General features: G+C 37.2%; 19 protein-coding genes. 2 read left to right on the top strand and 17 right to left on the bottom strand.

Translation table 11 applies throughout. The features are described 5' to 3' along the window. The 10 genes from ABIB40_RS10375 to ABIB40_RS10330 form a co-directional block, all read right to left on the bottom strand. Positions 1–1,110 carry a phosphoadenosine phosphosulfate reductase domain-containing protein gene (locus tag ABIB40_RS10375; protein WP_354358707.1) on the bottom strand — a complete coding sequence of 370 codons (1,110 nt, stop codon included), beginning with the start codon at positions 1,108–1,110 and terminating at the stop codon, positions 1–3. Next, positions 1,100–4,330, bottom strand: coding sequence for an ATP-binding protein (locus ABIB40_RS10370; RefSeq protein ID WP_354358705.1), 3,231 nt, complete (start codon positions 4,328–4,330; stop codon positions 1,100–1,102). Before ABIB40_RS10370 ends, ABIB40_RS10375 begins: the two co-directional genes overlap by 11 nt. Beyond that, positions 4,323–5,195 carry a DUF4007 family protein gene (locus ABIB40_RS10365; RefSeq protein WP_354358703.1) on the bottom strand — a complete coding sequence of 291 codons (873 nt, stop codon included), beginning with the start codon at positions 5,193–5,195 and terminating at the stop codon, positions 4,323–4,325. Before ABIB40_RS10365 ends, ABIB40_RS10370 begins: the two co-directional genes overlap by 8 nt. A 515-nt stretch (positions 5,196–5,710) precedes the next feature. After that, entirely contained in the window at positions 5,711–6,637 is a 927-nt protein-coding gene (locus tag ABIB40_RS10360) for a HipA domain-containing protein (protein WP_354358701.1), read from the bottom strand. Continuing rightward, the gene (locus ABIB40_RS10355; protein WP_354358699.1) at positions 6,630–6,965 is read right to left on the bottom strand and encodes a HipA N-terminal domain-containing protein; all 336 of its coding nucleotides are present in this window, start codon (positions 6,963–6,965) and stop codon (positions 6,630–6,632) included. Before ABIB40_RS10355 ends, ABIB40_RS10360 begins: the two co-directional genes overlap by 8 nt. Beyond that, on the bottom strand, positions 6,965–7,171 hold the full coding sequence (locus tag ABIB40_RS10350) for a helix-turn-helix transcriptional regulator (RefSeq protein WP_502931058.1): 207 nt from the start codon (positions 7,169–7,171) through the stop codon (positions 6,965–6,967). Before ABIB40_RS10350 ends, ABIB40_RS10355 begins: the two co-directional genes overlap by 1 nt. Before the next feature lie 228 nt (positions 7,172–7,399). Then, positions 7,400–8,758 (bottom strand): tRNA uridine-5-carboxymethylaminomethyl(34) synthesis GTPase MnmE, encoded by a 1,359-nt coding sequence (gene mnmE / locus ABIB40_RS10345; protein ID WP_354358697.1) that lies wholly within the window; start codon positions 8,756–8,758, stop codon positions 7,400–7,402. 427 nt (positions 8,759–9,185) lie between these two features. Beyond that, a complete protein-coding gene (locus tag ABIB40_RS10340; protein WP_354358695.1) occupies positions 9,186–10,616 on the bottom strand; it encodes a TolC family protein in 1,431 nt (476 codons plus the stop codon). Beyond that, positions 10,609–13,779, bottom strand: a complete 3,171-nt coding sequence (locus ABIB40_RS10335; RefSeq protein WP_354358693.1) for an efflux RND transporter permease subunit — start codon at positions 13,777–13,779, stop codon at positions 10,609–10,611. The genes ABIB40_RS10340 and ABIB40_RS10335 overlap by 8 nt, the downstream gene beginning before the upstream one ends. Positions 13,780–13,798: 19 nt before the next feature. Next, the gene (locus ABIB40_RS10330) at positions 13,799–14,881 is read right to left on the bottom strand and encodes an efflux RND transporter periplasmic adaptor subunit (RefSeq protein WP_354358691.1); all 1,083 of its coding nucleotides are present in this window, start codon (positions 14,879–14,881) and stop codon (positions 13,799–13,801) included. Between the two features lie 280 nt (positions 14,882–15,161). Here ABIB40_RS10330 and ABIB40_RS10325 point away from each other — a divergent pair, with 280 nt between their 5' ends. Beyond that, positions 15,162–16,283 (top strand): AI-2E family transporter, encoded by a 1,122-nt coding sequence (locus tag ABIB40_RS10325; RefSeq protein WP_354358689.1) that lies wholly within the window; start codon positions 15,162–15,164, stop codon positions 16,281–16,283. 165 nt (positions 16,284–16,448) lie between these two features. Here ABIB40_RS10325 and ABIB40_RS10320 read toward each other — a convergent pair whose 3' ends face one another. Together ABIB40_RS10320 and mutS are read right to left on the bottom strand one after the other, a co-directional pair. After that, positions 16,449–16,955: a C40 family peptidase gene (locus ABIB40_RS10320; RefSeq protein ID WP_354358687.1), complete on the bottom strand. Its 507-nt coding sequence runs from the start codon at positions 16,953–16,955 to the stop codon at positions 16,449–16,451. A gap of 45 nt (positions 16,956–17,000) precedes the next feature. Continuing rightward, positions 17,001–19,637 carry a DNA mismatch repair protein MutS gene (mutS, locus tag ABIB40_RS10315; protein ID WP_354358685.1) on the bottom strand — a complete coding sequence of 879 codons (2,637 nt, stop codon included), beginning with the start codon at positions 19,635–19,637 and terminating at the stop codon, positions 17,001–17,003. 308 nt (positions 19,638–19,945) lie between these two features. On the opposite strand from mutS, the gene ABIB40_RS10310 reads away from it, so the two are divergent. After that, positions 19,946–20,260, top strand: a complete 315-nt coding sequence (locus ABIB40_RS10310; RefSeq protein ID WP_354358683.1) for an HPF/RaiA family ribosome-associated protein — start codon at positions 19,946–19,948, stop codon at positions 20,258–20,260. A 131-nt stretch (positions 20,261–20,391) separates the two neighbouring features. Here ABIB40_RS10310 and ABIB40_RS10305 read toward each other — a convergent pair whose 3' ends face one another. The 5 genes from ABIB40_RS10305 to ABIB40_RS10285 form a co-directional block, all read right to left on the bottom strand. Continuing rightward, on the bottom strand, positions 20,392–21,132 hold the full coding sequence (locus tag ABIB40_RS10305; RefSeq protein WP_354358681.1) for a menaquinone biosynthetic enzyme MqnA/MqnD family protein: 741 nt from the start codon (positions 21,130–21,132) through the stop codon (positions 20,392–20,394). Between the two features lie 36 nt (positions 21,133–21,168). Beyond that, a complete protein-coding gene (locus tag ABIB40_RS10300) occupies positions 21,169–21,786 on the bottom strand; it encodes a histidine phosphatase family protein (protein ID WP_354358679.1) in 618 nt (205 codons plus the stop codon). Between the two features lie 68 nt (positions 21,787–21,854). Then, positions 21,855–23,054 (bottom strand): aminofutalosine synthase MqnE, encoded by a 1,200-nt coding sequence (gene mqnE, locus ABIB40_RS10295; RefSeq protein WP_354358677.1) that lies wholly within the window; start codon positions 23,052–23,054, stop codon positions 21,855–21,857. A 495-nt stretch (positions 23,055–23,549) separates the two neighbouring features. Beyond that, positions 23,550–24,569 (bottom strand): aldo/keto reductase, encoded by a 1,020-nt coding sequence (locus tag ABIB40_RS10290; RefSeq protein WP_354358675.1) that lies wholly within the window; start codon positions 24,567–24,569, stop codon positions 23,550–23,552. A 415-nt stretch (positions 24,570–24,984) separates the two neighbouring features. Then, positions 24,985–25,479 (bottom strand): hypothetical protein, encoded by a 495-nt coding sequence (locus tag ABIB40_RS10285; RefSeq protein WP_354358673.1) that lies wholly within the window; start codon positions 25,477–25,479, stop codon positions 24,985–24,987. Between the last annotated feature and the right edge of the window lie 49 nt (positions 25,480–25,528).

The raw sequence follows: 25,528 nt of genomic DNA, 5'->3' as shown, positions 1-25,528 counted from the left end.
TTATATAAAACAAGCTGCACAACCTTCTTCCTCATCATCTAGAATATCAATCAACTTATTTGATTGTTTATTCTTTTGAGCTCGGTCTTGTGCTTTAATAAATTCTTCTTTAATTTGTTCAATACGTTCGGGATTAATCAATTCCTCCAAACTTTCATCCTGCATCCACGTATAGCCTGTTTTTTCGTATTCCATCGCTAGAATGAATTTAGCAGGGTTCTGCTCATAGAGCCATACCCACTCTATTTTACGCTGGAAGAAACAGAAAAAACAACCAGAACGGCTACGATTATAAGTTCCTTTTTGACCTTTAACTTCATAAGGTACTTCCTCATAATACGCAGGTACACCAACACCGCTTTCTCTCAATATCCTAAAGATATCCTCACGGATTAAAACTTCTTCGTTATTTAATAATGGAAAATCATCAACCAAAGCAATAGGTAAACTACTACTTTTTAAGGACTGAAAAGCTACATGATTAAATTCTTTTACACCTAAGCCCATTAAAGCTTTTAGTTTTTGTCCTTGGCTATAACTTAAGGACAATGGTGTTTTAATAATATCTGTTGCCCTTTGGTATAAAGCATTACTGAGTTGGTCTTTATATAAATTCAGTAAATTTTGTTGATTATCATTCTTTAAAACTCTCCCGATTACTTCTTCGCTCCAAATATTTTCCCGAAAAGGAAAAATAGATTGTACATGAGGTTTGGTTGAGATATAGCCTTCACGATCCTCATCACCACGAATACCAACATAAGAAATCACGGGTGTAGTGCCTATATAATTTTCAAAAGGTTCAATCTTTAATTTTTGAGTACACCAACGGGCATTAGAAGAAGGTAGATAACCGCCATATAAATTGTGATAAAAGTCAAACGGATTATCATGGTCGGCTGTTTTAGCATAGAGTTTATTAATGGAAACGCCAAGTTTAGATTCCAAATTTAAAATCAATTGATAGGTTTCATCTAACTCTTTACCCGTATCGCAAGTATAGAATTCAATATCCATTTGCGGATATAGATGATTCATATAAATAGCTAGAGCTGCACTATCTTTACCTCCAGATATTCCTAATACATGTCTAACCGTATTATTGGGCATTCTTTTCGAGTTCTTGTTTAAGTAGATGAGCTAATATAGCAATTTTAGTATAATTGTTTTCTTTCTCTAAAACTAAATTTAACCCAGCGTGTAAATTTGTTAATTTATCATCCTGTAATTTCGGCAATCTTACAATTTTATGTTGCATTACTTCGCCTGGGCTACTAATTTCTAGCTTAAAAGCTTCTTCTTCTTCTAAATTTACATTTTGTAGTGCAAACTCGTTTAAGTTATCTAATTCATGAATTAAATCTAGGAATTTGGCTTGCAACTGTTCCACCTCAATATCAGAAATCCTGTCTAATGTTTTTCCTACTGTTGCCTGTGCTACCGAAGAAAGCCACGCCGCTCTATCCTCTAACGGTGAGCACAATCTATCATAAAAAGTTTTTTGATACGGCAATAATAAATACTTCTTTAAAGATTGTTCGTAACGTTTTCTTAACTGACCTTTATATTCAGCAAAAGAACACTCGTGATCCCAAAGCGATTGTATCACTAGTTCAAACATATTTAAAAGTTCTGCATAAGCATTTCTCAACTCCCTAATTGAATCTTGAAGCTCTTTACCAAACTCTATTATAAGTTCTGGCGTTTTCTGCAACAAAGTTAAATCGTATCCTAATGCACTCGGGAAATCTTCGAAAAACAATTTCTCAGGTTCTGTGGCATCGGTTAACGCCTTTCGTACTGCTAAGGTTTTTTTAGATAACTTTTTTGTATGCTGAGCAAATGGTTTTAAATCTCTATAAAACTTTATAAATGGGATAATGGTTTTAATGAAGGCTTCGTTAGAAGTTTTTTCTTCTTCAGATAAGGTTAAAAAATCTCGATATTGATTAAAGAGCTTGACCCTCACTCCTTCCGTATCAAAAGCTTTAATATTATATTGATTAGGATTTTTGACCAGCAATTCCAAAACCTCAGAATCAAAATCGGGAATAAATCCATTTTGGCCATACATGGCAAAGTCGTCCCTTTTAATAATTAGATAAATAGGTATCCAAAAATCAAGAAACCCTTTCTTTAATTTAAACGGTGCCTGTTCGAGCAACTCATAAAGGTCTGCCACACTTCTTTTTGCCCCTTTAGTCGTTAATACAAACTTATTACAAGCATTAAAAAGCGGTTTAAAATTAAAGGGATCTTTATTTTCTATCTCCAATAATTCCCAACCATTTACGGTTTTTTTATGAATGCCTGTTTGCGCTAATAAAGAAAGATAAATACTTTTTTGAGGTGGAAAACCTTCAATCGCTAGGTTTTCTTCTTTTTCAAAGTTAAGTATGGCTTCAATTAATTGTTTTCTTGCACCAGATATGGCCACAGACAACTTTGTCTTGTTAGCTAACTCACTGATAAAAACAGGAGCTAAAGGATAGATTTCATCAGTAATATTGGAAAGAAATATGTTAAGTGCTCTACTATTCCTAAATTCAACAGAGATGCCATTATAGTACCATTTAACAGCATCAGCATTATAAAATCCCTCGTAAATAAAATAATTTAACAAGTTTTTTTGGATATCAATAATTGCATTTAATTCTCTATTGATAATTTTATCATCAGGATATTTTTCTTTTGCAAGTTTTGCTTTTTCTATATCCTGTATGGTTTGCTTTATATCTTCTACCCTTAAAAAATGAGCATACAAAATAGCGTCAACATTATTTATAGATTCTTTTAAAATATCTTTTGCGCTAAGGTATTCATTAAAGATCAAGTTAATAAATCCATCCACTTGTCCGCTAGGACTAGAAGCAGTATAAGGCGCATCGCTTATTTTATATTCAAATACACGCGGAGTGCCTTTTTCGTAATAAGCCCTTTTTGCAGATACGGGTGCCAATGGGAAATAACTGTTTAAAAAGGAAACAATGTTGTTTGCCTTGCTGATTTCAAGCCCTGCCTCATTAATCGCATCGTCAATATTTACCACAGTGGTTTCTGAATAGAAATACCGCTGAGAATATTTATTGTAAGACAACAGATTTTTACGCTCTAAGTTTTCTATCGCTACTGTTACTCCATGCAGATTAGCGGTTCGCTTAATATAGCTCGCTAGAAAATCCTTATCCAATTTTGCCCCAGCATGACTGAAGATATTGAGCAGGCCTATGGTTTTAATTAAAGTTTGGTAAAGGAAGTGTTCATTTTCATCTACCTCTCCTTCTATTCTTTCTAAAGCATTTTTAATCTCTGCCCATTTGTTATAATGGATATTGGCTTTAGAATTTAAAAAAGAATAAAGGTTATAATTCAGATAATCATATACATTGGCTATGGCATAAAAATTTTGTTTTTTGATATCAAACTCTCCTAATCCGTAAAAGCTATCCGTATTTAAGAACGTAAATAAAGAGCGTTCATTTTGTCCATATTGCTGTAAAGCCAATGCCAATACACTTCCTGAAAGTAAATCTAAAGGATAGATTTTATTGGCTATTTTTTGATCGAAATAGTCTTTTAAGGAAAAAGCTTTAGCATCGCCAATAATTTTTATTAAACTGTTAATTTGCTTTTGCTGTACTTCATCGGGTGTTGAGTCTAATCTTTTGCTAGCCAATAACAACAGTTGCTCTACCGGCTCATTAAAAGTAAGCTCTTTAAATCTCCCCTTTACTTTAATCCATTCATTACGTTGTGTAATATTCAGATGTCCCGCATAAGCAGAAAAATCTTGATGCAATGTTGTTATGAATGCCGCTTCGTATTCTGAATTATTAATGAGTTCGGCTATTTGTTGCAAAAAGTACAATTCCTTTTCTGCCTCATTTGCCGAGGCGTATTCTAAGAATTTACCAAACTCATCGATTATTAAAATAAAACCTCTTCCCTGTGCATTAGCTGCTTTAATTAACGTTTCTAAATCTTTTACTAAAGCAAGAGGTTTAACACTTGATGAACCAATTAAATCTTTTACATTATCTATGATAGAATCGTAGTTACCGACTAACTTTAGGATTTCAAATTGTATATATTTCCTCCATTTTTTGCCTTCTATAAAAACCTTTTTATCATTAAAATGATAGATTAAAGCATTTAGAAAAGTTGATTTTCCGGTACCATAAGCCCCAATTAAGTTTATACACCTTAAACCTGCTGTATAATTATTTATAATAACTTCAAAAACCTCTTGTACATTCGGCGTAATTACATACTGTGTTACGTCAAAATTATTGATGAGTATGTTTTGAGAAGGTGAAAAATGCTTAACCATAATAACTATCTAAAAATTCCCATTTATCCCTTGCATTTTTAATCTGCAAAACCCTGTTCCCTGCAGTTTCATTGTAATTATATTCGTTAGGCCATACTTCTGATAATTCTATCAGCTTTTCCTCTAATGCTTTTTCTGTTAAGCAAAATATATTTCCTGGCGAATTTATACCCTCTAACAAATCTTTAAAAGCAATGGATTGGGAATGATTACCGTAATTATCAAGAATGGCATAAGATAAAATCGCTTTCGGCAATTCGTCTCGACTTTCTCTAATAACCCTAAACCATTGTATAGATTTACTACTTAAATCGTACTTAGTGAACGGACGTATCAAATTGAGTTCGACCAATAAATTAGCTGTCTCTTCTTCTATATCTGACTTACCATCGTTTGAGCGGTTATAAGTCCGCAAAAATACGTTGGCATCAGAATCGTAAGTTTTATCGCTAAAATGTTTTAAACCTGCCTCTTCTGTTTTCCGCTTTAGAAAAGCAATCAATTGCGGTTTAGTAAATTCATTCTTCTCCTTTAAAAACTGATTAAAGAATGTATTAAAAATAAAAACCCTCTCTTCTTTAATCACGGTATAATGCAACAACCACAGCGAAGCATTGTCTTCAAGATAGGGGTCGTATTGTGATAGTAGTTTTTCTCCAAATGTAGTAATTGCATGGTCTTCTCCAAGAATATTAAAGCCTTTAAGCCAAAAGCGGATGGCAGTAGTCATATTTTTACCAACACCTAAATGAACTACTGCATCGTCATCTGAAAAAGATTTTTCTTGTAACAGGTAATCATAGCCTTTTTTTAACCAAAATTGGCGGCAAACAAATGTTTCGTGACCACTAAAACTTATCTTCATATTCAATGTCGATTCTATAAAAAAAGTTTAGGTTACTTTTTCAGATCCAATACTTATTGCTAGTCTTAAAAATAATATACCTACAACATTTACAAAAATCGGCTTTTTTTTCTCAGGAAATCCTAATATTTGTTAACAGTCAAATATGTGTTTGACTTTAAGTTTTTCCAATTAGAATTGCCTTTTTCTTTATAGGAGGTTTTACAAGAACGTAAGAGATTATTTATCTTGATAATACATTAAAAAACTCTTTAATAGCGGAACCGAATTTCGTATTGGATAAAAATTTCTTAATGTTAATAGTACTTTCACGATTGCTTAAACTCTTGCACCCTATATGAACCAAGTTGAACGATCACTTTACCGGTTTAATTTGGTCGCTATTGTCGATAGTTATTCTCAAAAAAATATCCGTAAAAGTTTAGTAAGGTCTATTTTAAATGGCTTAAGAAATCAATGCATTGGCAGCATCTTTGTCATTGTTTAGAAACACTTGTAATTCAATAAACATATCCTTAGAATCCAATTTGTTTCATTTTATGCTGGAAAATCTCAACGTATTTCAGCTTGTATTCTTTCGTTAGGAAGCTACGCGCTATTATTTCTTCCACTCGATCTTTCTGTTTGTGGAAATCTTCGTATAAATTATCCCTCACTTTATTGGCAATACCTAAACTAGTAGCAAACTGGTGAAAATCAGCTCGCTTTATTTTACGTTTTCGTCCCCCTAGAGTCAACGCTAAATCCTCCTGATCCTCTGGAAAGATAAGATTCACATTCGGTAAATCGTAAGCTGGGGCAAACAAAATACCTTTTGGGGTATGCATTAAGGAGAAGTTTTTTAGGTGCATATCGTTGTTCCCTGTCAGAAGACTAAACAAGACCAATCTAAAATATTTGATCACATCTAAGCCAGAGTTTGTTGTAAATTGCTTAATGATTTTACCAACGCGTTCATAAGAGCTTTTATATTTCTGCTCCGTCATTAATTCGGATAATTGACATAGATCCTCTACATGAATTTTAGTTCCTTTTAACCGATCAAAACGCTTAGTGATATAAGCCAATTCGCCGGTAGAAGTATGTATTAATGTATGTTTAGCGGTTGTAATTTTAAATAAATCAGCAAGATGCATGGTCAAATCTTCCACTTCGGGCATTAAAGGAAATTCAGTAGATTGAGGCTTCAAAATATAATCTCCCCACAATCCTACTAATGTTAATCGTCTTTCCGTTTTCGATCCTTCCAGACTTAATGATAGTTTTGGTTGCACACCTGTTACCGCTAATCTCTTATTAACCGTGATTAGAGCCAATTGATTAAGTTTTTCCTGACTTAATTCTAATTTCGGGACGTGACTAGTTCCAAAAAACTTCTTTGAACAGTTTGTATGATATTCTCCTGCTTCAACTGCTTGATAACAAAATAAACAATTAGCCATTATGTTCCGCCTCCATCGGATGTACAGAAACTGCACCTATCGTATCTCGACACAAATTAATTAACAATTCAAAACGATCACGCGGATTCAATTTCCAATACTTTTCACCAATATCAAGTAGCCAACCTTCAGGTATTAATCCATCAAAAAAAGGAAATAGAACTTTACTGCGGAAAGCATCCTTGGCCAAAGGCATTGTTAAACTTATTGGCTTAGCTTGATCGGCTTGTAAGTAAACTGTATCATAATGAAATGAATATCCATTATCGGTCTCTGATAAATAGCCTGCCAATTTATCTTCATAAAATATTTTTGCTTGACGATCCATTATTCAGCAGATTTATCAATGACTCCAACTTCTTTTCCGAACAAAGCCAAGACATCGTTCACTTTATCCAAGCGAAGCGTTTTTTTACCTTGTTCTAGGTCACGAATAAAACGCAAACCAACACCTGCATTTAACGCTAAATCTTCCTGGGTCAAGCCCAATTCTTTACGTTTTCTCTTCACAAAGCTTATTAATGTACTCATCATTATACCTTTTCGGATATAAATATAGTAAAAATATTCAAATTATATCTTATCGGGTATAAATAATTAGTACCTGATACATATTATACCCATTAAGGTATAAAAGATGAAATCAAGAATATATCTAAATAGATTATTAAAAGAAATATCAAAAAATTAAAAATTCCTACTTTAGTTACTACTATCGATTAAAGCGCCATAACAGCTACTTATAATCAAACAAAAGCCTACTTACTTTCCAATACAAAACTTCGTAAATATATTTTCCAGCAAATCATCGGTGGTTACGGTTCCGGTAATTTCGCCGAGGTAATGTAAGGCTTGTTTAATATCCATTGCCAAAAAATCTGACGTCACTGGGTTATCTATATTGGTCAAAACCCGCTCTAAAGATTCTTGGGTTTTGCGCAAGGCGGCCACATGGCGAATGTTGGTTACCATGGTTTCATTGGTATTCAAGTTTTTTAGCTGCACTTTTTCCAACAAAATATCTTTTAGTTCGTCGATACCAATCTTGTCTTTAGCAACTAGAAAACTTGGGTTTAGCTTGGCAAATTCATCCCGCTGTTGCGGAGAAAGCAAGTCTGCTTTGTTAATGAGGATGAGGTAAGGGATTTCTAGTTTCTCTAAGCCTACAATCTGTTCTTCTAGCTCTGCCAAGCTTTGTGAAGCGTCGGCCATATAAATAATCAGCCGAGCATTTTTCATCTTTTCTAGGGTGCGCTCTACGCCCAAAGTTTCGATTACATCGGCGGTCTCTCTAATTCCTGCCGTATCTATAAATCTAAATACCACGCCACCAATAGTAAGTTCGTCTTCAATGGTATCGCGGGTGGTACCTGCAATGGCCGATACAATGGCTCGCTCCTCGTTTAGCAGCGCATTGAGTAAAGTAGATTTGCCTACATTTGGCTTGCCAGCAATTACTACCGGAACGCCGTTTTTAAGCACATTACCAAGGTCGAAGGAAGAAATTAGATTTGAGATGTGAGACATGAGACGCAAGACTAATCTCTTCAAATCAGCTCTATTGGCAAACTCTACTTCTTCTTCGGCAAAATCTAGCTCTAGCTCTATCATCGAGGCAAAATGAATTAATTGTTGGCGTAAAGCCTTCAGTTCTTCTGCAAAACCACCACGCATTTGCTGCATCGCCACATCATGCGACGCCTTAGAATTAGAGGCGATTAGGTCTGCAACTGCTTCTGCCTGACTTAGATCAAGCGCCCCATTTATAAAAGCACGTAAAGTAAACTCTCCAGGCTGGGCTGCCCTTGCTCCCTTACTAATAAGCAGGTTGATGATTTGTTGAATGATGTAGTTAGAACCATGACAAGAAATTTCTACCACATTTTCTTTGGTATAGGATTTTGGCGCAATAAACAACCCCACAACTACTTCATCTACAATTTGTTCTCCATCTTTTATCAAACCAAAATGCAAGGTATGAGACTCTTGTTTACGAAGATCTTTTCCCGCAAAAACGCCATTGCAAAGCGCAACGGCATCTAGTCCAGATAAGCGGATCACGCCAATGGCGCCAGCACCTTGTGGTGTGGATAATGCTATGATGGTATCTTGATTATTCATGTGTGTTGTACTTGGTGCAAAACTACAAAAATCAAGTCGCAAGTTAGAGGTCGGAAAGCGGAAACAGAGTTTTGATGGTTAATGGTTAGAGGGTAGAGTTATTTGTGAACTTGTTTAATCGCTGAATAGACTAGTTGTTAAATCTTGAAGCCGGTTGCCCGTCAATCTTGATACTTGATACTGAATACTTGATACTTGATACTTGATACTCTCAAGGCGCTCGCTAGCGGCCTGGATGGTAAGGGCCGAACGCAGTGAGGGTAAAGTTTTCCTTTCTTCAAAAACTTAACGATGCCCCTGAACAGCCAGATACAGCCGCCCAAAAAAAGCTTAAAGTTAAAGCTGAAAGGATAAAGCCTAAAGCTCAAAGCTGAAGCGGAAAGAAAAATCTAAGACAACTTATAACCTAAAACCTGTAACTTACAACTCAATTCCAGCCTCCACCCAAGGCTTGGTAAATACTTACCACTGCATTCAACTGTGCTTTTTTGGTATCGATGAGGTCTAATTTCGATTGTAAGGCATCTCTTTGGGCCATTAACACTTCAAAATAATCTGCTCTCGAAGATTTAAACAGGTCGTTAGAAATTTCTATGGACTGTGTTAATGCGGTTACTTGCTGCGACTTGAGGTCGTAACTTTTTTGCAAGTTGCTGATGTTAGATACTTGATTTGCTACTTCGATGTAACCGTTCAATACGGTACGCTCGTAATTAAAAACCGCTTGTAGCTGTTTGGCATTTGCTGTTAGGTAATCTGCTTTTATTGCATTACGATTTATCAGCGGACCAGCTAAATCTCCTGCTAAGGTATATAACAGAGATTCTGGCGTCCGTATTAAATATTTCGGGTTAAATGCCTGATATCCTATTCCGGCAGAGATATTTAACGAAGGATAGAACGCGGTTCTAGCAACTTTTACATCTAACTTGGATGCGGCAAGATCATATTCTGCCTGCATTATGTCCGGACGATTACTTAATAATTGCGCCGGAATGCCAGTCTGAACTACGGCTGGAAGTAAGACCGAAAACGCATCTTTATCTCTAGCAATATGCTGAGGAAAACGCCCAAGCAAAAAGTTAATCTTATTTTCTGTTTCGGTAATGTTTTGTAGAATGTCGAATTGCAAGCTTTTAGAACCAAGTACTTGTGCTTCAAATTGCTTTACCGCCAAGGCCGTTACTCTCGTAGCCTGCATCTGTATTTTCATCAATTCTAAAGCATTACTCTGCAGCCTGATATTTTGCTTAACAATTTCAAGCTGATTGTCTTCTGCTAACAGCTCATAATAATTGTTTGCTAATTCCGCAACCAAGTTCGTCACCACAAAATTCTTTCCAGCAACCGACGAAAGATATCGGGTTACCGCTGCCTGTTTTGCATTGCGTAATTTATGCCACACATCTACTTCCCAATTTGCTTGAAGACCAAAATTATAATCAGGCAAAAGGGATGGAACACCATTGCCAGGCGTAATATCTGCAGAAGCATCACCGGCGCCTTGACTGGTAAATCTCCCTACTTTTTCTACCGTTGCACTCACAATGTAACCAACTGTTGGCAATAAATCACCTTTTCTAGCGCGTATGTCATTCTTAGCAATTTCTATGTCTTGCAGCGTAACGTTAAGATCCTGATTATTTTTAAGTGCTGTATCAATTAAATCTACCAATTTCTGATCAGTGAAAAAGCTCCGCCAAGGCATCAATTTTATGCTCGACGTATCTGCTGTATTGCCGAAATTTTTAGGCACAATCCTATTTTCATTGCGATGTGCCAATTGTGGAATTTTACAGGCAGAATAAATCGCACAAAAAAATAGTAAAGAAATTATTTTGATGTTATTTTTATACATTATCTTCTATTTCTTCTGTTAATGGATGTTCTTCTTCTATCTTATTTAATTTATGCTTTGCTGCGATAGAACCAAAAACAAAGTATAAGCCTGGCACTAAAATTACCCCAAAAAAAGTTCCAAATATCATTCCACCAGCAGCTGCGGAGCCAATGGTTCTATTTCCAATTTGTCCCGGGCCAGTAGCAATAATTAGCGGAATTAATCCAGCGATAAAAGCAAAAGAGGTCATTAAAATTGGTCTAAAACGAATGCTTGCACCTTCCATTGCGGCTTTAAGCACCGTTGCCCCCTCGCTGTGCCGTTGTGTTGCAAATTCCACAATCAATACTGCGTTTTTGCCGAGCAAACCGATCAACATTATCATAGATACTTGTGCGTAAATGTTATTCTCTAATCCTGTTAACTTTAAGAATAGAAAAGCGCCAAAAATACCTGCTGGTAACGAAAGAATGACAGACAAGGGGAGAATAAAACTTTCATACTGCGCGGCAAGCACTAAGTACACAAATCCCAAACATATTAAAAAGATGTAGATGGCTTCATTTCCTCTAGAAACTTCGTCTTGAGAAATCCCTGCCCACTCTATTCCGAATCCCCTTGGCAACGATTTATTTGCAACTTGCGTGATGGCATCGATGGCTTCTCCAGAGCTATAACCAGGTGCTGCCTCTCCTGTAATTTCTGAGGAATTGTATAAATTATGTCGGGTAATTTCTGAAGGACCATAAGTCTTTTCCATCGTCATAAAATCAGAAAATGGAACCATTTGATCCCGACTGTTTTTTACAGAAAGTTTTAGAATGTCTTCTGGCAGCGCCCTATACTGCGGCAAGGCTTGAACGACTACTTTATATTGTCGATCGAATTTTATAAAACTTGTTTCGTAATCACTACCTACAAGTGTAGATAGCGTATTCATGGCGTTATCAATATTTATACCTTTCTGTTGCGCAACATCATTATCAATATGCAGTAGGTATTGCGGAAAACTTGCGTTGTAAAAAGTAAATACCGAAGAAAGCTGCTTTTGTTGGTTCAACACCTTTACAAAGTCTTTGCTTACCGTTTCCATTTTCTTATAATCTCCAGTACCTAACTTATCTACCAGCCGCAATTCGAAACCCCCAGCCGCACCGTAACCGGGAACCGCTGGTGGCTGAAAAAACTCGATGGAAGCACCGGGAACTTCTTTTGCTTTCTGCTCTAGTTCGTCTATTATTTCTTGTGCAGAGTGTTTCCGCTCGCTCCAATCTTTAAGATTTATTAAACAGCTGCCTGAGTTAGAACCAGTACCCTCTGTAAGAATTTCATAGCCAGATAGTGTAGATACTGATTTTACACCATCTATTTTTTGAGCTATTCGTTGAAGCTGAAGGGCCGCCTGATTGGTGCGTTCTATGGTAGAACCCGGTGGCGTTAATACAATCGCATAAATCATTCCTTGGTCTTCATTTGGAATAAAACCGGATGGAACAGTTTTATTTAACACCCAAATACCGCCACAGAAAGCAATGAGCAGACCAAAAGTAAGTATCCGTCTACTTATCGCTTTGCTCAATACCCTTTCATATTTTCCAGAAAGTTTGAAAAAACCACGATTAAATGAATTTAGGAATTTATCTACTACATTTTGCTTTTTAGGCTTACCATGATTATTTTTCAACATCATTGCACAAAGCGCAGGCGTAAGCGTTAATGCGACAATACCAGAAAGAATAATTGCCGTTGCGATAGTGATGGAAAACTGACGATAAAAAATACCGACCGGGCCAGACATAAAAGTTACCGGAATGAACACGGAGGCCATCAAGAAGGTAATGGCGATGATGGCACCGCTAATTTCTTTCATGGCGAGTTGTGTGGCTCTCAGTACAGAGAGTCGCCTGTCTTTTTCCATCTTGGCATGTACCGCCTCGATGACGACAATAGCATCATCCACCACAATACCAATGGCCAACACCAGCGCAAATAACGTTATAAGGTTAAAGGTGATACCGAACAGCTGCATGAATACAAATGTTCCAACCAGCGATACTGGCACCGCTATCGCAGGAATAATGGTAGAGCGCCAATCGCCAAGGAAAAGGAAGACAACCAATCCTACCAAAATAAAAGCTTCAATCAACGTGTGGATTACTTTCTCGATAGATGCATCTAAAAACTTGGAAACATCATAACTGATGTCGTAATGCATCCCTTTCGGAAAAGAACTCGCTTGAATTTGAGCCATTTTGGCTTTTACTTCCTTAATTACCTCGCTCGCATTACTTCCATAAGATTGTTTTAAAACAATCGCTGCAGAGGGTTTTCCGTTTAGATTAGAGTATAAATCATACAAAGAACTGCTAAATTGTACATCGGCAATATCCTTAATCCTCAACATTTCACCATTTGGATTGGCACGGACTACTACATTTTCGTATTGTTCTTTGGTGGTGTACCTACCGGGATACTTTAAAATGTACTCAAATGCCTGCGAACGTCTACCGGAGCTTTCACCAGTTTTACCCGGCGAAGCTTCTATACTTTGTTGCTCCAGCGAACTCATTACCTCATCCACAGAAATATTATAAGCCTGCATACGGTCTGGCTTTAACCAAATGCGCATGGCGTAATCTCTATTACCTAAAATATCTGCAAAGCCAACACCATTTACCCTTTTAATTTCATTTAGCAGATTGATGTCAGCAAAATTATAGAGAAAGTTCTCATTCATTTTGGGGTCTGTGCTGTACAAGTTTATGTACATTAACATATTAGACTCTTCTCGACTTATCTTTACGCCTTCGCGGATAACTTCTGGCGGGAGCTTATTCGTTACAGCAGACACTCTATTCTGTACGTTTATTGCATCTTGATTAGGATCTGTACCGAGGTTAAAAACAACTTGGATGTTTGCTTCTCCATCGTTTCCCGCATCAGATTCAATATACTTCATTCCAGGAACACCGTTTAATGCCTGCTCCAATGGAATGACAATGGATTTTATAAGCAATTCATTATTAGCAGCTGGATAATCTGCTGTGACATTCACTTTGGGTGGCGAAATGGAAGGAAACTGAGTAACGGGCAGAGATGACACTGCCAACGCACCGAGAAACACAATAACAAGGGAAACAACGATGGCCAGAACTGGCCTTTGGATAAATTTACCGAACATATAGCGTATTAGATTAAAATTATTCGGCCGCTACGCTTAACTGCTTTAGCGCTTCCTCTGGTTTTTGAAATTTGTAACTTACCTTGTCCCCATCCTTTACATTTTGAACGCCATCTAACAAAATCTTGTCAGTGGTCTTCAAACCGCTCGCAACTACATATAAATCTGGCAATTCCTCTGCTATGGTAATAGCGCGCGCATGCACAATATTTCTATTATCTACTACAAAAACAAAAATTTTATCTTGGATGGCATAAGTTGATTTCTGTGGAATAATCAACACGTTTTTAAGTGGCACAAGCATTTCTATATTACCTGTTTCACCGTTACGTAATAAATGATCGGGATTTGCAAATATTGCTTTGAAGGCAATGTTTCCGGTTTCGCCGTTAAATTCGCTTTCAACGGTCTCCACTTTTCCCTTGGCTTTAAGCATGGTGTTGTTGGCCAATTTTAAATTTACTTCTTGCGGCGCCTTTGCCTTTATTGTGCTTTCGTAATTTAGATATTCTGGTTCTGACACATTAAAATAAGCAAATACTTGCCCATTGTCAGACAAGTTGGTAAGCAAAGCACCTTCATCTACCAAACTACCAACTTTCAACGGGATACGATCTATTGTGCCAGCGAATGGCGCTCTTATTTCGGTGAATGACAAATGTAGTTTTGCAAGTGAAGTTTCTGCGTTGGCCTCATCTAATTTAGATTTTGCCATGGCAAGCTCGTTCGGCGCAACCACTTTTTTATCGGTAAGCAGCTTGGTGTTTTCAACATCTATCTCTGCAGATTTTGCTTCTGCTTTAGCTTTAGAAACTTCTGCCTCAAATTCTTTTGGCATAATCTTAAACAACAACTGCCCTGCCTTTACCTGCTGACCCTCGTTTACATAGATATTTTGCAGATACCCTTTCTCTTGTGCCCTAATTTCTATATTTCTTAAAGCTTTTATCTGTGCGACATATTCTTTAGTAAATGAGGTATCCATTTTTACAGGCGAGGTAACCGTATAAATTTCTACTTCTGCTTTTTCTTCTTTTTTTGATGTACACCCCGTTACATAAATCAAAGCACCCAAACCCAGGTATATAATGTTTAATTTCATTTTTTGGATAGCGTTTCTATTTTAACGTTTTTTAAACTAAACTCTAATAATATTTAACAAATTATCAATCAAATACTTATAAAAATATCTACTGATTTCAACTCGTCTTATAAATTTTATGCGAAATACGTGTAGAATTATGAATTTACAATGAAGTTGAGTATGCAAGACTCTTTCTATATTTACGATTAGCAGCTCAGATTATCGAGAGAAATACTTATCTTAAAACTTTTATTTATTGGATGTGCTTAAAGTCCAAAAAACCAGATAAATTGCCTTTATGAATAGCAACCTTCCCCTAACCGTAAAAAGATCCATAGAATTATTAGGTTTAATGGCCATTGTGGCTGTTGTAGTTATTGGCAGAGACATTATTATGCCTGTTTTGATGGCATTTTTTGTTACCATTATGCTTTTGCCCATTTACAGGTTTTTGAAAAGGAAAAAATTTCCAGAAACTTTGGCCATCGTCCTGCCTATTTTGGTAGTCGCGTTTTTTGTAGCCTTGGTAGTTTGGTTTTTTTCTAATCAGATTGGCTCTTTGGTTAATGATTTCCCGCAGATAAAAAAGAATGTTGCAGAACATTTAAAAGCGCTGAGTACTTGGATCAGTCATATTACGCCTTACAGCACAAGTGAGCAGATGAATTTTATAGACGATAAAAGTAAGGATCTGTTAAACATGGGCACAAAGTTGGCCGGTGGTTTTGCCCTTACCTTAAGTGGCATTTTTGTATTTATCGGCTTATTGCCCATCTACATCTACCTAATGCTGTTCTATAAAGATATTTTGCTTCGGTTTGCCTTTATGTGGTTCCAGTCAGAACATCATCCAAAGGTTAAAGATGCCATTTATCAAACGGAATCAATGATTAAAAGCTATTTAGGTGGCTTATTAATCCAGATCAGTTATATGACGGTATTATTGGGTGGAATTTTATTGCTCCTCGGAATAAAGCATGCTTTGTTAATTGGAGTAATCTTTGCTTTTCTAAATCTTATCCCTTATGTGGGCGCTTTGATAGGCAATTTAATTGGAGTATTGCTTACGCTCGCTTCTTCTCAACAAATGTTTCCTGTAGTAGAAGTTTTGGCGGTTATTGCCTTTGTACAATTCTTGGACAACAACATTTTGATGCCGAGAATTGTCGGTTCGAAAGTTAAAATCAACGCCTTATTTGCAATTCTGGGTGTATTTATCGGCGGGAGCGTTGCAGGGGTGGCGGGAATGTTTCTGGCATTGCCGATTATTGCAGTGTTAAAAATCATTTTCGATAGAACTGAAATGTTTAAACAATGGGGCGTTTTACTGGGAGACGAAAGGCCAACAAAAAGCCCAATGACTTTCCCGAGATTTCGCAGAAAAAAAGCGGTTGAAGTAAAGGAAGGAACGGATGGTTAGTGTTAATGATTAGTTGTTAATGGTTATTTGTTAGACGGTTAGCTGTTGAGTCGGTAAGTTGTTAAGAGTTGCGGCTTATATCTTGTCGCTGTTGCATACAGCCTTTGGTCTTTTACCTTGGATTTTTAGTTTTCATCCTCCAACCGTATATCCTATACCCTAAGCCTACCTCGCCGATCCGGTCTTCACCATTGCATTTTGGTAAACAGGCAAATTCAAATCATCTACAATTACACCTCTACTAGTGCTTGCGTGCACAAAGTAACCATTGTTTAGGTAAACGCCAACATGATCAACCCTGCCTCCGCCGAAAGCGAAAAAAATGAGGTCGCCTTCTTCCAACCTGTCTGGATTTTTTCTTTTCGCAACCGAGGCTTGATCTTTAGAAACTCTCGGCAAATCTACCCCATAAATCTGCTTTTCTAACAATAACGCAAAGCCAGAACAATCTATCCCATTTTTATCCGATCCGCCAAATTTATACCTTACACCGGCCCAATCTGTAATAAACTTATACAAATTTTTACTGTGTAAATTGGCCATGGCATCGGCAGCCCCCGAAGCTCTTTCTGCGGGTTTTACGGTATATTTTCTGGTACCGCAAGAGGAAAAAAACAAAACTACTCCAATAAGGTAAAAAAGATAAACACTGTGTTTATGTAATTTGGCCATACTTCTTTTTATCAATTCAACTAAATCTATAAAAAAAACTGAAAATCAATTTTTTATCAGTCTTTGTATCTCGTCTAACTTTAACAATGCTTCTACAGGCGTTAACGCATTTACATCTAAATTATTCAGGTTATCTCTAATCTTAACCAACACCGGATCGTCTATGGCAAACATCTGCAATTGATAGGCCTGATTCTGAACTTTCTTTATACTGTCTTTAATACTTTGACCTTCGGTTCTATCTATCTCTAGTTTTTTTAATATTTCATTTGCTCTCGCGATGAGCTTTTGGGGCATGCCGGCAAGTTTTGCCACATGAATTCCAAAACTGTGCTCGCTACCGCCTGGAACCAATTTACGTAAAAATATTACCTTATTGGTAAGCTCCTTTACCAGCACATTAAAATTTTTAATGCGTGGCATGGTGTTAGCCAATTCATTCAACTCATGGTAATGTGTGGCAAACAAGGTTTTAGGCCGCGCAGTTGGGTGTTGATGCAAAAACTCTGCAATGGCCCACGCAATAGAGATTCCATCATAAGTACTAGTGCCCCGCCCTATCTCATCAAGCAAAATTAAACTGTCATCACTAATGTTGTTTAAGATACTGGCTGTTTCATTCATTTCTACCATAAACGTACTTTCGCCAGAAGAAATATTATCTGAAGCACCAACACGCGTAAAAATTTTATCTACCAAACCAATATTTGCTTCCTTGGCCGGAACAAAACAACCCATTTGAGCCATCAACACAATCAACGCCGTCTGCCTTAAAATAGCCGATTTACCTGCCATATTTGGCCCGGTAATCATAATGATCTGCTGCGAATCTGTATCTAAATAAACATCATTGGTAATGTATTCTTCGCCGATAGGCAATTGCTTTTCTATAACAGGATGCCTACCGCCTTTTATCTCCAACACTTTCGTTTTAGACATATTTGGCTTGCTATAGTGGTTTACTTTTGCCAAGGCTGCGAAGCAAAGTAAACAATCTAATTGGGCAACTAACTGGGCGTTTAACTGAATGGGCTTTATGTAACTTGCGGTTTCGTACATCAACTCATTGTACAAGCGGGTTTCTATTGCCAATATCTTTTCTTCTGCGCCAAGAATTTGATCTTCATATTCTTTCAACTCTGGCGTAATGTATCGCTCTGCGTTAACCAAGGTTTGTTTTCTAATCCACTCTGTCGGCACCTTATCTTTATGCGTATGCGTAACCTCTAAATAGTACCCAAATACATTGTTAAAAGCAATTTTTAGCGAAGGAATACCAGTATTCTCGGCTTCTCGTTTTTGTATTTGAACCAAAAAATCCTTTCCGCCAAAGGCTATTTTTCTCAGTCGATCTAATTCTTCATCCACGCCATCGGCTATTACATTTCCTTTATATAACAGGGCTGGCGGATCTTCTTGCAACTCTCTTTCTATCCGTTCTCTAATGGCAGAACAAGGGTTTAACTGATCGCCAACTTTTATTAAAAAAGAATTACCGGTAGAGGCAGAAAGCTTTTTTAGTAATTCGATATTTTTTAGAGCGCGCTGCAATGCGCTCATTTCTCGTGGACCAACACGTTGAAGGCCAACCTTAGAAATCAGTCTTTCTAAATCGCCGATAGGCTTAACATGTGTTAAAAATTCTTGCTTTAATTCTTCGTTCTGCACAAAAAAATCTACCATACCTAAACGCTCCTCAATGGGCTTTAATTCCTTTAAGGGCATTACAATCCACTTTTGCAGCAAGCGAGCGCCCATAGGTGTAGCGGTATGATCTAACACGTCAAAGAGTGTAACGGCATTATCGTTGTTCGAACCGATCAGCTCTAAATTCCTAATCGTAAACCTGTCCATCCACATAAAGCTATCTTGCTCTATTCGGCTAATGGAAGTAATGTGTTGTAAATTTCTATGCTCTGTTTCGCCAAGATAATGTAACACAACGCCAGCTGCCACAACACCGCTTTGCATCCGCTCTACGCCAAAACCTTTAAGCGAGACGACCTCGAAATGTTTGGTGAGTGTTTCTATCGCAAAATCATTGGTAAAAGGCCATTCATCGAGTCCGAAGGTATAAAAACGATCTCCAAACTGCTCTGTAAATTGCTGTCTCTTAGATTTTTGAAAAATAACCTCGGTAGGTTTAAAGCTTTGCAACAATTTATCTACATAGTCCGCATTGCCTTGTGATAATAAAAATTCACCGGTAGAGATGTCTAAAAAAGAAACTCCAATGTGTGCCTTATCAAAATAAACTGCGGCGAGATAATTGTTAGATTTCTGATTAAGCACATTATCACCATACGCTACGCCGGGTGTAACAAGTTCGGTAACGCCCCGCTTTACAATAGTCTTGGTAGTTTTTGGATCCTCCAATTGATCGCATATCGCCACCCGTTGACCCGCCCTAACTAATTTAGCCAAGTAATTGTCTAAAGAATGATGGGGGAAACCAGCCAATTCTAGGGCGCCTCCATTTGGACCAGTGCCACGCTTTGTAAGCACGATACCCAAAATTTGAGAAGTCTTAACTGCATCTTCTCCAAAGGTTTCGTAAAAATCGCCCACCCTAAACAACAACAATGCCCCAGGATACTTCACCTTAATGGCGTTGTACTGTTTCATTAGGGGCGTTTCTTTATCTTTTACTTTTGCCAAAATTTTATAGGTTCCAAAAGCCATAAAGATAAGAGGATTAGTGGGAAAATAGAAAAAAGGTTGAGGTTGAGGTTGAGGTTGAGAGAAACGACTAAACAACAAACGGAGGGAACGATGAGGTTGAGGCTAAGGCTGAGATTGAGCGAAACGACTAAACGACCAAACGAAAAACGGGGGAAACGACGAGGTTGAGCTTGGCAATCGTAACTCGTAAACCTAAAATCATAAATCACCTTGATTTAGAGCAAGATGAGAGATCTTACATAAAAAACAAAACAACGCAAAGTTTTGCCTGTTGTACAGGTATATTCATTCACCTAAATTTAACCTGTATGACTATTCAATTAAATGCCGATAAAAATCTGACCATCCATTCAGATTATGAAGCTCAAATGAGCGAAAAATTAGAAAATGAACTTAAGAGATTCTCAGAACACATTACTCGATTAGAGGTACACTTATCAGACGAAAATGGCAGCAAAGAAGGACAAGAAGATAAAAAATGCTTAATAGAATGCCGGGTAGAGGGTAAACAGCCAATGGCCGCTACAGATTTTGGAAACAGTTATGATCAGGCATTAAACGGTGCTGTTGGCAAATTGAAAAATGCATTAACCACCATGATAGGCAAATTAAAAGAACATTAGCCATTATTCAGAATCGAACTTATCTAAGCCTAGGATATAAATCCTAGGCTATTTTTTCGTCTCAGCTTTTTCTTTCAAAATAAACCCATGATTGGAACCCAGTCTATGGCGCAATGGCATAAACAAGAATTCTACACCAAGGTAGCTTCTAATTTTTCTATGTAACCGAGGAACAATTTTAACGCTTTCATACGATCTTCGGTAACCTCAAATTGCAGTTTGTTCATTAAATAATCACGAAGATTAAAAGACAAGTTTTCTGGAAGCTCTGTCAAAAGTGCCGCCCTGTTATCTAAACCAAATTGCAGTGCCTTATTAAATTCTACCTTAAAGGCCTCATCTATCTGTTTATTGGCCACCCAGGCCGCATACATAAAAGGCAATCCGGTAAAATTTTTCCATTCTTCACCAAGATCGTACGCGAATTCATAATCTTTTTTTGCATCGAATGTTCTATCGCCAATCAAAACAATGGCATCAGCATCTATCGACTCATCGCTTAAAAACTCTACATCTCTATTCCAATAAAACCTTAACAATATCTTTGCTAGGTTGTTAGATGTTTTAGATTGAGGATCCAACCTTAAGTTTTCTATGCTATAAATAGGTTTATGACTAAACACAAAAACTGAATTAACCGCGCCATCGCTACCAATGCAGTAATCGGCCGCTAAATTAGCGTTTGGCACCAGAGGAATTGCCGCTACAGGTATCAAACCTATATCTACCGTGCCATCTATTAGTTTTTTTGCACAATCTGCTGGAATATCTAGGCTTAAATCTATTTTATTGATGATTTGGCTGTGTTCTAACCCATAAATAAATGGCTTTGTATTGGTATAAGCTACCGCTGATATCTTAATCTTTTCCAAAATTTCGTAACTTTCTGTTCTTAAAATCGCTTTAAACTATTTCAGTATTTCTAAATGCCTCGTATCGCTAAAATCGATGATGTTAAATTTTCCATCTTCATAACTAAGCCTGTAAAGCACCGTGTTTTGATGGGGGAAATCAGACATTTTAGACAGCGGGGCGCCTGTCAGCAAACAAAGAAAAACCCGCATAGACCTACCGTGCATGCAGACTAACACCTTCTTTTCCTTCGTACGTTTCTCAAGTAAATGTTTCGGCTTTTCTAATCTATCGAAAACGTCTTGTACACTTTCACCATGTTCAAAATGATTTGTATAATCGCCACTTTCCCAACTTTGCAGCATCGATCTAAAAGCGCCAATCAATTCTTCGTTTTTCTTTCTTCCTTCCCAAATCCCCCAGTCCAGCTCATCTAAACCCGAAAGTTTTTCCCAATCTATGCCGGCTTTTATAAACTTATTAACCGTTTGCCAAGTTCGTTTTAAGGTAGAAGTATAAACTTTATCGAAAGGAACATCTTTATAATACTCCCAAAATGCCTCGGCTTGTCTCTCGCCAGTATCGTTCAAATCGGCATCTATGCCTTTGCCTTGCACAATACCTTCTTTATTAAAGTTCGTTTCGCCGTGGCGAATAATATAAATTTCTTTCATCAATAAAAACCTAAAACCTATCGCCCATCACCTAATTACCTATCACCTTTAAGCCACAACCTCAAACCCTAAATATTACTCGCCACCGGCAATTTGTAACCATTTTGCTTTTTTGCATCCTCAAAAACCACATCGCTATAGTCGGTTACTACGTGATACAAAGTATCGCGTTCAATTGGCTTGCGACCAACATTCCTAATCAATTCTACCAACTGTTGGGTGCTCATGGCAGGGGTTTGTTCTTCTGCACCTGCCATCGAATAAATTTTGGTGGTATCATCCAACGTGCCGTCTATATCGTCTACCCCAAAATTTAAAGAAAGTTGCGCGGTCTCTCGGCTTATCATTGCCCAATAGGCTTTTATATGGTCGAAATTATCTAAATAAATGCGCGAAATGGCAAAATTCCTCAAATCTTCAATCACAGACGACTCTGCAACATTAGACATTTGGTTGTTCTGATTTCTGAATTTTAAGGGAATAAAAGTTTGAAAACCACCTGTTTCGTCTTGTAAAGCCCTAAGTTTTTCCAAATGATCTACGCGATGCCAAAATTCTTCTATATGGCCATAAAGCATGGTTGCGTTGCTCCGCATGCCTAATTTATGCCATTCGCGATGAATATCCAACCACTGATCGCCAGTACATTTATCTTTGGCAATTTGCTGCCTAACCTCTGGATGAAAAATTTCTGCTCCACCACCTGGCATCGATTCCAAACCAGCTTCCTTCATCAATTTCATACCTGTGGCATAATCTATTTTTGCCTTTTTAAATATGTAATGATACTCTACCGGAGTTAGGGCTTTTACATGCAGATTTGGACGGTGTTTTTTTATGGCCGAAAAAAGCGCCGAATAAAAGGCAACATCATACTGTGGCAAAACTCCTCCAACAATATGAACTTCGGTAACAGGCTCATCGTCGTATTTTTTAACAATGTCCAACATTTCCTCCATCGTTAATTCCCAACCCTCCTCTTTTTGCTTAATTAGGCGAGAATAAGAGCAAAACTTACAATCATAAACGCAAAGATTTGTAGGTTCTAAATGGAAATTCCGATTAAAATAAGTTAAATCGCCATGCTTTTTTTCGCGGATGTAATTGGCAAGAATACCTAAGAACCCAAGTTCTGCATGTTCGAAAAGATATACACCGTCCTCAAAACTGATGCGCGTATTGTTTAAAACTTTATGTGCTATTAAAGACAATTCTGCAGAAATGTTCATTCCCGCCAATAGCTCTTCTACCTCTTTAGCTGTACTCATTCATTTTAATTTAGACAAAAATACGTTCTGCCAAGCTTAATAAAATCATTTTGTTGTAAGAAACAAAAAATATGGACATAGATAAATGGAATTTTTAGGCTTTCTGCATCGCCAGAGAAAGCAATTTACTCGTTTGCTGCGATAAGCAAAAAAACATTTAGAAACCTTTAGCCTTTTTAAAATTAAGTTTGGCATTCCCCGAAAAGGGCCAATGTGATTAACTTAAGAATCTTTGTTGGCGTCATGACGTTAGGAAACATCTCACATGTAGGTAATTATAGAATCCGCACCTAGTTATGAGATTTTTCACTGCGTTTAAAATGACGAAACGGTTAGGTTGGGCATTGCCCGAAAAAGGGCCCGGGCTTTCCGTTACAATCTTTTACCCCAATCCTAAAGGGGCTTATGGCAAAAAGGATTTTCACTTCAATCCCTAATGCAAAAACAAACAAAAACTCATAAAAGTAAACGTTTAACAGAAAGTAACACAGAAGATTAAGCTCTTCTGTCGCCGCCTTGTCTTTCTAACATCCAACCTGGGTATTCGGCTGGCAACCTACTTACTTCATCTAGTTTTTTTAATTCTTCATCAGTAAATTTCACTTCTACCGATTTCAAATTATCCTTTAACTGCTTTGTTTTTTTAGCACCGATAATTACACTGCTCACTGCTTTTTGATGAAGCAACCAAGCCAAAGAAAGTTCTGCTACAGATGCATTTTTATCTTCTGCCATTGGTTTTAGCACATCTAAAACATCAAAAGCTCTACCTTTGTTAACAGGCGGAAAATCGAAATTTGCACGTCTACCGCCGTCAGATTTTCCGTCTCTATCGTATTTTCCGCTCAATAATCCTCCCGCCAAAGGACTCCAAACCATTAGTCCAAGTTTTTGATCCTGCAATAGTGGAATTAGTTCTCGTTCTAATTCTCTACCTGCTATCGTGTAATAGGCTTGGAGGGAAACAAATTTTTCAAATTTTTCTCTTTCAGAAACACTTAACGCCTTCATAAGTTGCCAAGCCGCCAAATTGCTACAACCAATGTAGCGCACCTTGCCGTGTTTTACTAAAATATCTAAGGCAGACAAGGTTTCTTCCCAAGGCGTCAATGCATCAAAACCGTGAATTTGGTATAAATCAATGTAATCTACATTCAGTCTTTTTAAACTTTCTTCTGCTTGGTGCAAAATATGTTTACGCGTTAAACCACTTTGGTTTGGCCCCTCTCCCATTTTTCCGCGCACTTTGGTTGCAATAATAAGTTCATCACGAGTAAGACCTAAATCTTTAATGGCTTTTCCTGTCATTTTTTCGCTAACTCCGTCGCTGTAAACGTTGGCAGTATCAATAAAGTTAATCCCACCATCCACAGAAATTTTTATCAATTCATTAACTTCTTTCTGTGTTAACTGGCCAATGGCCTTCCACATTCCCTCACCCCCGCCAAAGGTCATGGTGCCCAAACATAATTCTGAAACTTTTAATCCAGTGTTTCCTAAAATATTGTATTTCATTGTTCTTTTTTTTTGATTAATTGAGTGTGATAATCGACAATACGACAAACTAAAACTACCATTTGTTTGCAACAATATTTATATCATACAAAAAAACACAGTTAGGTTAATCTGTAGCGCCATATCGACATGCAAATACTAATTGATTATCAATAGAAAGCTAAAAGACTAAAGCGGATATACGGGATGTCTTGATACTAAATACTTGATACTATGTTAAAACAAATACAGAAAGAATGTTTCGATTTATTGCAAGCGTTAATTCGCATTCCCTCCTTTGGCGGGGTGGTAATTTTAAGAAATTGATAACGCAAACGGGTTAGCTTAATCTCTTAAAACAAAAGAAGCACCCATATTGGATGCTTCTTTTAAAAATTAAAGTTATGAGTAGAACTCTTAACAAGACCTATATCAATTACCTTGCAGCAGGTGTAAAAGTTAAAATAATGTTGGCTGTTTTTCCACCAAACTCAATCGGCGATTTTAAAATCATTTGTTCGCTAGATAGCGATGTTAATATCAAACGATAACCTTCTGTAACATTTTTAGCCTTATCGCCTTCGTATATCTTCTTAAATTGGAAAGTCTCATCTTTTGGAGCTGCAGACCAAAAAATACTCTGAGTTACTGCACCACATTCACTAGAAGCAGGCAGTGTATACGTGCCATTTCCGCTATTGGTTAAATTCCAAGCACTTCCTTCAAAACACTTATAATTCTTTTCGCCAAACAAACCTTGTACAGCCTGATCTGGCAATCCTTCTAAGGCTATATTGCTTACCACCCAGTTCCGCACCGCCGTACCTCTACTTCCACTTATACCTGCAGTTGCTCTTTTTGCAACGTTGCAACTTGGCAAAATTAGCATAACCGTACAAGCCACTGCTATGGCTAAAAATAATTTTTTCATTTCTTTTGAGTTTATAATTTGTCAATCCAAATACATAAATCTTGCCAAA

This window comes from Pedobacter sp. UYP30 (genome assembly GCF_040547165.1).
GTDB lineage: Bacteria > Bacteroidota > Bacteroidia > Sphingobacteriales > Sphingobacteriaceae > Pedobacter.
Note: the sequence above shows the minus strand (reverse complement) of the source record. Positions and strands in the feature narration are given on the sequence as shown.